At 75.0% G+C, this 7,116-nt stretch carries 5 protein-coding genes; 4 read left to right on the top strand and 1 reads right to left on the bottom strand.

The genetic code is table 11. From position 1 onward, the window contains the following. Window positions 1-2,797 (bottom strand): ATP-binding protein (locus tag G5C65_RS27645; RefSeq protein ID WP_165301745.1); only part of this gene is annotated, 2,797 nt, incomplete at its 3' end. 178 nt (window positions 2,798-2,975) lie between these two features. Here G5C65_RS27645 and G5C65_RS27640 point away from each other — a divergent pair. The 4 genes from G5C65_RS27640 (at window position 2,976) to gad (ending at window position 7,092) form a co-directional block, all read left to right on the top strand. Then, window positions 2,976-3,401 carry an OsmC family peroxiredoxin gene (locus tag G5C65_RS27640; protein WP_165301744.1) on the top strand — a complete coding sequence of 142 codons (426 nt, stop codon included), beginning with the start codon at window positions 2,976-2,978 and terminating at the stop codon, window positions 3,399-3,401. Between the two features lie 59 nt (window positions 3,402-3,460). Further along, window positions 3,461-4,345, top strand: coding sequence for an Fpg/Nei family DNA glycosylase (locus G5C65_RS27635; protein WP_165301743.1), 885 nt, complete (start codon window positions 3,461-3,463; stop codon window positions 4,343-4,345). A gap of 4 nt (window positions 4,346-4,349) precedes the next feature. Beyond that, window positions 4,350-5,567, top strand: coding sequence for a saccharopine dehydrogenase family protein (locus G5C65_RS27630; RefSeq protein WP_165301742.1), 1,218 nt, complete (start codon window positions 4,350-4,352; stop codon window positions 5,565-5,567). A 118-nt stretch (window positions 5,568-5,685) separates the two neighbouring features. After that, complete coding sequence (gene gad / locus G5C65_RS27625; protein ID WP_165301741.1) at window positions 5,686-7,092, top strand: glutamate decarboxylase; 1,407 nt, start codon at window positions 5,686-5,688, stop codon at window positions 7,090-7,092. Window positions 7,093-7,116 lie beyond the last annotated feature (24 nt).

Below are 7,116 nucleotides of genomic sequence, written 5' to 3'. Positions count from 1 at the left end.
GGGGCGCCCCCATGGCCGCCGCGCCCCCGGTCCCGGCCCCCGTCTCGGCGCCGGGCGCGGGGCGGCGCGCGGCGCGCTCGCGGAGGGTGCGGGCACGGCGCACCACATGCCGCATCCCGATGCTCTCGGCCTCGCGCTCCACTTGGTCGAGCAGTTCGCCGAAGGTGCGGGCGTCACCGGTGCCGCCGCGCGCGAGGAGTGCGCCGCACAGATAGGAGCGGGCCTCCAGCAACCAGGCGCGCAGGCCCAGCGCCTCGGCCGAGCGGCATGCTTCGGTCAGCCCGTCCACCGCCGCGTCCCACCGCCCGTCTGCCGCGTCCAGCAGCGCGGACCACAGCACCACCGGCCCTCCGATATCGCAGCCGTAGGCCGCTACCGCCCACTCGCCCCGATACGGCGCGAGGTCGGTCCGGGCCCGCGCGATCAGCCCGGGGTCGCCTGAGGCGGCGGCGGTCTGCGCCAGCAGCCGCAGCCACATGGCCTGGATCCCGCGGGAGAACCGCGCGCCGTCGTCCAGCTGCTCCGTCACATACGCCAGCGCCGAGGCGACCCCCGGGGCGTCCGCGCAGGGCACCCCGTCCCCGCTCCAGCAGGCGCTCTGCACGGCGGTGAGGGCCGCCAGCAGCCGGGGGTGCGGATGGCCGTTGTCCCCGATCTCCTCGTGCAGCCGCTGCAGGTCCGTGAAGCGGCCCTGCAGCATGGAGTACGACCAGTGCAGATGGCGCTCCATGAACGCGCCCTCGACCGTGCAGCGGGCTTCGCCGACATACGCCTGTTCGAGCCGCTGTTCGGCCTCCGCGAACCGGCCCCGGTGGGCGGCGACGATGCTCCGGTCCGCCGCGGCCATCATCAGACAGCGGGGGAGCCCGCTGCCCTCGGCCGCGCGCGCCATGGACTGCAACTGGTCGGCATAGCCCGGGTCGCCCAGTTGCAGCAGGGCCACCCAGCGCAGGGAGGCGGCGAGGGTCTCCCCCGCCTGGTCGCCGGCTCTGCGGGACGCGTTGACCATCTCGCGGGTGAGCGACTCCCGCTCGTCCGCGCTGCCGGGACCCCAGATGATGTCGTGCCGCGCCCAGAGGCCGAAGCTGAGGGCCTCGACGTCGCCGTTGTCCCGTACGAGGGTGGCGAGGCGAGCGGAGATCTCCTCCACGAGCTGATCGACGAACGCCTTCCGCGCACCGGGCCCGCCGCCCGCGTCGGGCAGCAGCCTGGCGTGCGCCTCACACAGCAGCTCCTCTATCAGCCCGGCGCGCTCCAGCACATCCCCGGTGCGGTACGCGGTGAGGGCGGCGCGGCCGAGCAGCTCGGCGTCGTCCGTCTCGCGGGCGACGGCGATGGCGCGGTCGAGCTCCTCCCACGCCTCCTCGCGCGCGCCCATGCCGTGCAGACCGGCGCCGAGGGTCAGGCCGAGGACGGCCCGCGACCGCCGGTCCTCCGCCGGGACGCGCTCCAGGGCGCGCCTGCGGTGCGTCAGGGCCTCTTCGAAGGCGAAGCGGTCCTCCGCGTCGGTGGCCGCGGAGGTCAGCAGCTCGATGACGTGGTACGGCTCCAGCTCGTCCCCCGCGAGGTAGCCGTGCCGGGCCAGCTCGGCGGGCAGCGCGTGCCGCTCCCGCGCGGCTCCCCCGTACGCGGCTCCCCCATAGGACGGGCCGTCGGCCGGGCCGCTCGCGGGGCCGCCCGCCGCCGTGCCGCTGCCGTCCGCAGCGCGGACCGCGGCCGCGTGCCGCCGGCGCGCCTCGGCGGGCTCCAGCGCGTCATACAGCGTCTCGCGGACCAGGTCGTGCGCGAAGGCGAACGCCCCGCCGCCCTCCACGGTCACCAGCCGGGCCACCACTGCCCGGTCCAGCAGCCGGTCCACGCGCGGCACGGGCTCGGCGGCGACGGCGGCGAGGCGCTGCCGGTGGAATCGGCGGCCGAGCACGGAGGCGGTGGTCAGCAGCGCCGTGACGGACCCGGGCAGCTGCGTCAGCCTGCGCTGCAGGGCGTCCCGGACCCCGAGTGCGACCGCGCTGGCCGAGCCCCCGCTGGACCACAGCCGCGCCGTCTGCTCGACGAAGAACGGGTTGCCGCCCGTGCGCGCGTGCACCTCGTCCACGAGCGCGGGCTCCGGACGCACGCCCGTGGTCCGCTCCATGAGCAGGGCCGTCTCCTCGTCGCTGAGGCCGGTCAGGGTGAGGGTGGTCGCCTTCGCCAGGAGCGGCAGCACCAGCGGGCGCAGCGGGTGCTCCCCGGCCTCCACCTCCACATCGCGATACGTGCCGACGAGCAGCAGGCGCTCGAACCAGGTGTGCTGGGCTGCGAAGTCCAGCAGCCGGAGCGAGTCGGCGTCGGCCCAGTGCAGATCGTCCAGGACCACGACCAGCGGTCTGCGCTGCGCGGCGGTCGCCAGCACGGCCGTGACCGCGTCATGGAACCGGAAGCTGTCGCCCCCGCTGGGCACGGCGCCGCCCCGGCCGCCCGGCTCGCCCAGCAGCGCGGGCAGGCACCCCTCCCCGGCCGCCTCGGCCGCGGCCTCGGCCGCCGCCCACTCCTCCTCGGTTGCGGCGCGCCGCAGCCCCCGCATGACCTGCGTCCACGGCCAGTACCCCGGCGCGCTCTGGGAGTCCCAGCACGAGCCGCCGAGGACCAGCGCGCCCAGCTCCCGTGCCTCCTCGGCGGCCTGCGCGACCAGCGTGGTCTTGCCGATACCGGCCTCGCCCGTGACCAGCATCAGCCCGCCGTGGCTGGAGACGGCGCGGGTCACAGAGGCGCGCAGCTCGCCCGCCGGATGACGTCGCCCGATCAGGTCTCGTCCCATACCAAGTGAGGGTAAAGGAGCCCCCTGACAACGCCGGGCCCACCAGGATTCGCACTCCGCGCCGCGAGGGCGGAGGATCGGGGAGGATCAGGTACGCCGCACCGTCCGGGCCGCGCCCGGACGGTGCGGCGGCCACCGATACGACATGTCCGAGCGACAAGAGTGGAGACAACCGACCATGGCGACCACACGCACCGCGCACACCGTCTGGAACGGCAACCTGGCGGAGGGCTCCGGCGTCGTCTCCTTCGACTCCTCCGGGATCGCCGACCAGGCCGTCTCCTGGCCCGCGCGGTCCGAGGAGCCGGGGGGCAGGACCAGCCCGGAGGAGCTGATCGCCGCAGCGCACTCCAGCTGCTTCTCGATGGCGCTCTCCCACGGCCTCGCCGGCAACGGCACTCCGCCCAGCCGGCTGACCACGCAGGCGAGCGTCACCTTCCAGCCCGGCACCGGCATCACCGGGATCCATCTGACCGTGGAGGGCGAGGTGCCCGGCCTGGACGAGGCCGGGTTCACGGCGGCGGCCGCGGACGCGGCGCGGAACTGCCCGGTGAGCCAGGCGCTCGCGGGCACCACCATCACGCACGAGGCGAAGCTCGCCTGAACCGTACGGGGCCGCGTACGGTCGACGTGCCGGCCCCGTGCCGTACCGCCGGAGGAGCCATGCCGGAGCTGCCCGAAGTCGAAGCCCTGCGCGGCTTTCTGCACGAGCGTCTGACGGGCCGTACGGTCGCGCGCGTCCTGCCGGTGGCGGTGAGCGTGCTCAAGACGTACGACCCTCCGCTCAGCGCCCTGGAGGGCCGGGAGGTCACGGGAGCGGTCCGGTACGGCAAGTTCCTCGGCCTGGAGCTGGCCCGCGCGCAGGACGCGCAGGAGGGGACGCTGCACCTGGTCGTCCATCTCGCGCGGGCCGGCTGGCTCCAGTGGCGGGATCCGCTGCCCAGCGGGCCGCCCCGCCCCGGCAAGGGGCCGCTGGCGCTGCGTCTGGCGCTGGACGGCGGCGACGGCTTCGACCTGACCGAGGCCGGCGCCCGCAAGCGGCTCGCCGTGTATCTCGTGCGGGATCCGGCCGAGGTGCCCGGGGTCGCGCGGCTCGGCCCCGATCCGCTCTCCGCCGCCTTCACCCGCGAGGAGTTCGCCGCGCTGCTGCACGGCCGACGGCACCGGATCAAGGGGCTGCTGCGGGACCAGTCCGTGGTCTCCGGGATCGGGAACGCCTACGCGGACGAGATCCTGCACGCCGCGAGGATGTCACCGTTCAGGATCGCGGCCGAGCTGGGCGAGGACGAGGTCGTCGCGCTGTACGCCGCGCTGCTGGCCACCCTCGGGGACGCGGTGGAGCGGGCCCGCGGGCTGTCGGCGGCGGAGCTGAAGGCGGGCAAGCGGCTCGGACTGCGGGTACACGGCCGCGCGGGCGAGCCCTGCCCGGTGTGCGGGGACACCGTCCGCTCGGTCGCGTACCGCGACTCCTCGCTGGAGTACTGCCCCACCTGCCAGACCGGAGGCAAGTCCCTGGCCGACCGCCGGCTGTCCCGTCTGCTGAAATGAGCGGATGGCTGAGGTGACGCAAGAGCGCGAGTTCGATGTCGTCCTGTTCGGAGCGACGGGGTTCACCGGTGCGCTGACGGCGGAGTACCTGGTACGCCACACCCCGGACGACTGCCGCTGGGCGGTCGCCGGCCGGGACCGGGGCAGGCTGGAGGCGCTGCGCGGGAGGCTGGCCGCGATCCGGCCGGAGTGCGCGGAGCTGCCGCTGCTGCACGCCGACGCCGCCGACGCCGCCTCGATGCGCGAACTCGCCGCGCGCGCCCGGGTGGTGGCCACAACGGTCGGCCCGTACATCCGCTACGGGGCACCGCTGGTGGCGGCCTGCGCCGCGGCGGGCACGGACTACGTGGACCTGTGCGGCGAGCCGGAGTTCGTGGACCTGATGTATCTGCGGTACCACTTCCAGGCGCGTGAGACGGGAGCCCGCCTGGTGCACGCGTGCGGCTTCGACTCGGTGCCTTACGACCTGGGCACGCAGTTCACGGTGGAGCGGCTGCCCGAGGGGGAGCCGCTGCGCGTCGCGGCGTACGTCCGCGTCCACGCGGCCTTCTCCGGCGGCACGTACGCCAGCACGCTGTTCTCGGTCGCGCGCAGCGACCGGGCACAGCGCACGGCCAGGGAGCGGCGCACCGCCGATCCGCGGCCCGCGCACCGCAGCGTGCGCACTCCGCTGGGCCGGATCGGGCGCACGCCCGCGCACACCGGACTGGACGCGTGGGCCGTGCCACTGCCCACCATCGACCCGCAGATCGTGGGCCGTTCGGCGGCGGCCCTGGAGCGCTACGGCCCGCGCTTCTCCTACAGCGAGTATGCGGCCCTGCCGAACCTGCCGCTCACCGTGGGCGCGGTGGCCGGGGCCGGCGCGGTGGCCGCCGCGGTGCGGCTCCCCGCGGCCCGCAGGTTCCTCCTGACGCGGCGGACGGCCGGCGAGGGGCCCGGCGCCGAGCGGCGGGCCAGGAGCTGGTTCACGGTGCGGTTCTCCGGCGAGGGCGGCGGGCGCCGCGTCCTGACCGAGGTGTCGGGCGGCGACCCGGGCTACGACGAGACGTCGAAGATCCTGGCCGAGGCCGCGCTGTGTCTGGCCTCCGACCCGCTGCCCGCCGCGTCCGGGCAGCTCACACCGGCCGTCGCCATGGGCGGGGCGCTGCGCGAGCGCCTGGTGGCCGCGGATCTCGGATTCCGGGTGCTGGCGGAGTCGGAGGTCCAGGAGCCGGAGGTCTAGGCCCTTCTGACGGGTCTCCGCGGCGTCGCGGCGCGCCCGGGAGCCGGGGCAGCGGGGGCCGACACGTCCGGCCCCCGTACGCGTGCCGGTGCCGCGCGCCGTGCGTAGCGTCGGCCGTATGGCGATCTCCTCGGCCCGCAGCTCCGCCACTCCTCCCGAAGACTCCGCCGAGCCCGCCGGGCTCACGGACGTCTACGCCCACCCGCTGAGCACCCGGCGGCTGCCCAAGCACCGGATGCCCCAGGGCCCGCACGACCCGGACACGGTGCTCCAGCTCATCCGTGACGAGCTGGACCTGGACGGGAACGCCGCCCAGAACCTGGCCACGTTCTGCACCACCTGGAGCCCGCCGCAGATCCACCGGCTGATGGATCTGAGCCTTGTCAAGAACATGATCGACAAGGACGAGTATCCGCAGACCGCCGAGATCGAGGCGCGGTGCGTACGGATGCTCGCCGACCTGTGGCACGCCCCCGCGGGCGGCGGCGCGAGGGGCTGCTCCACCACCGGGTCGAGCGAGGCGGCCATGCTCGGCGGGCTGGCCCTGAAGTGGCGGTGGCGCGCGGCGCGGCAGGCGGCGGGCAAGCCGGCGGACCGGCCGAACCTGGTGTGCGGCCCGGTGCAGGTGTGCTGGGAGAAGTTCGCCCGCTACTTCGACGTCGAGCTGCGCCAGGTGCCGCTGCAGCAGGATGCCACGGGGATGCGCCCGGAGCAGCTCAGCGCGTACGTGGACGAGAACACCATCGGCGTCGTCGCCATCCTGGGCGTCACCTACACCTGCGACTACGAGCCGGTGCGCGCCTTCGCCGAGGAGCTGGACGCGCTCCAGCGGAAGACCGGACTGGACGTCCCGCTGCACGTCGACGCGGCCAGCGGCGGCTTCGTCGCACCGTTCCTCCACCCGGACCTGGAGTGGGACTTCCGGCTGCCGCGGGTGGCCTCCATCAACTCCTCCGGGCACAAGTACGGGCTGGCGCCGCTGGGCGTGGGCTGGGCCGTGTGGCGCAGTGCCGAGGCGCTGCCGGAGGAGCTGGTGTTCCATGTGTCCTACCTGGGCGGCGACATGCCCACCTTCGCACTCAACTTCTCCCGCCCCGGCGGCTCCGTCATCGCGCAGTACGCGCTGCTGCTGGGCCTCGGCCGGGAGGGCTACCGGCGGGTCCATCAGAGCTGCGCGGACACCGCAGCCGCACTTGCCGAGCAGATCGCCGAGGCGGGCCCGTTCACCGTCCTGTACGACGGCCAGGGCGCCCTTCCCGCCCTCTCGTATACGCTCACCGACCCCGACCGGGCGGGCTTCACCCTCTACGACCTGTCCGAGCAGCTGCGGATGCGCGGCTGGCAGGTGCCCGCGTACCCGCTGCCGCCCGACCGCGGCGAGACGGTCATCCAACGCGTCCTGGTCCGGCACGGCATCAGCCGCGACAAGGCGGACCTGTTCGCCGAGGACCTGCGCCACTGCCTGCGCCGCCTGAGCGGCACGGGCCCGGACGCGGGGGCTCCCAGGGTCGGCTTCCACCACTGACGGCGCGCACGACTGCCGCCGCAC

The organism is Streptomyces boncukensis, from assembly GCF_011045075.1.
Taxonomy (GTDB): domain Bacteria; phylum Actinomycetota; class Actinomycetes; order Streptomycetales; family Streptomycetaceae; genus Streptomyces; species Streptomyces boncukensis.
Note: the sequence above shows the minus strand (reverse complement) of the source record. Positions and strands in the feature narration are given on the sequence as shown.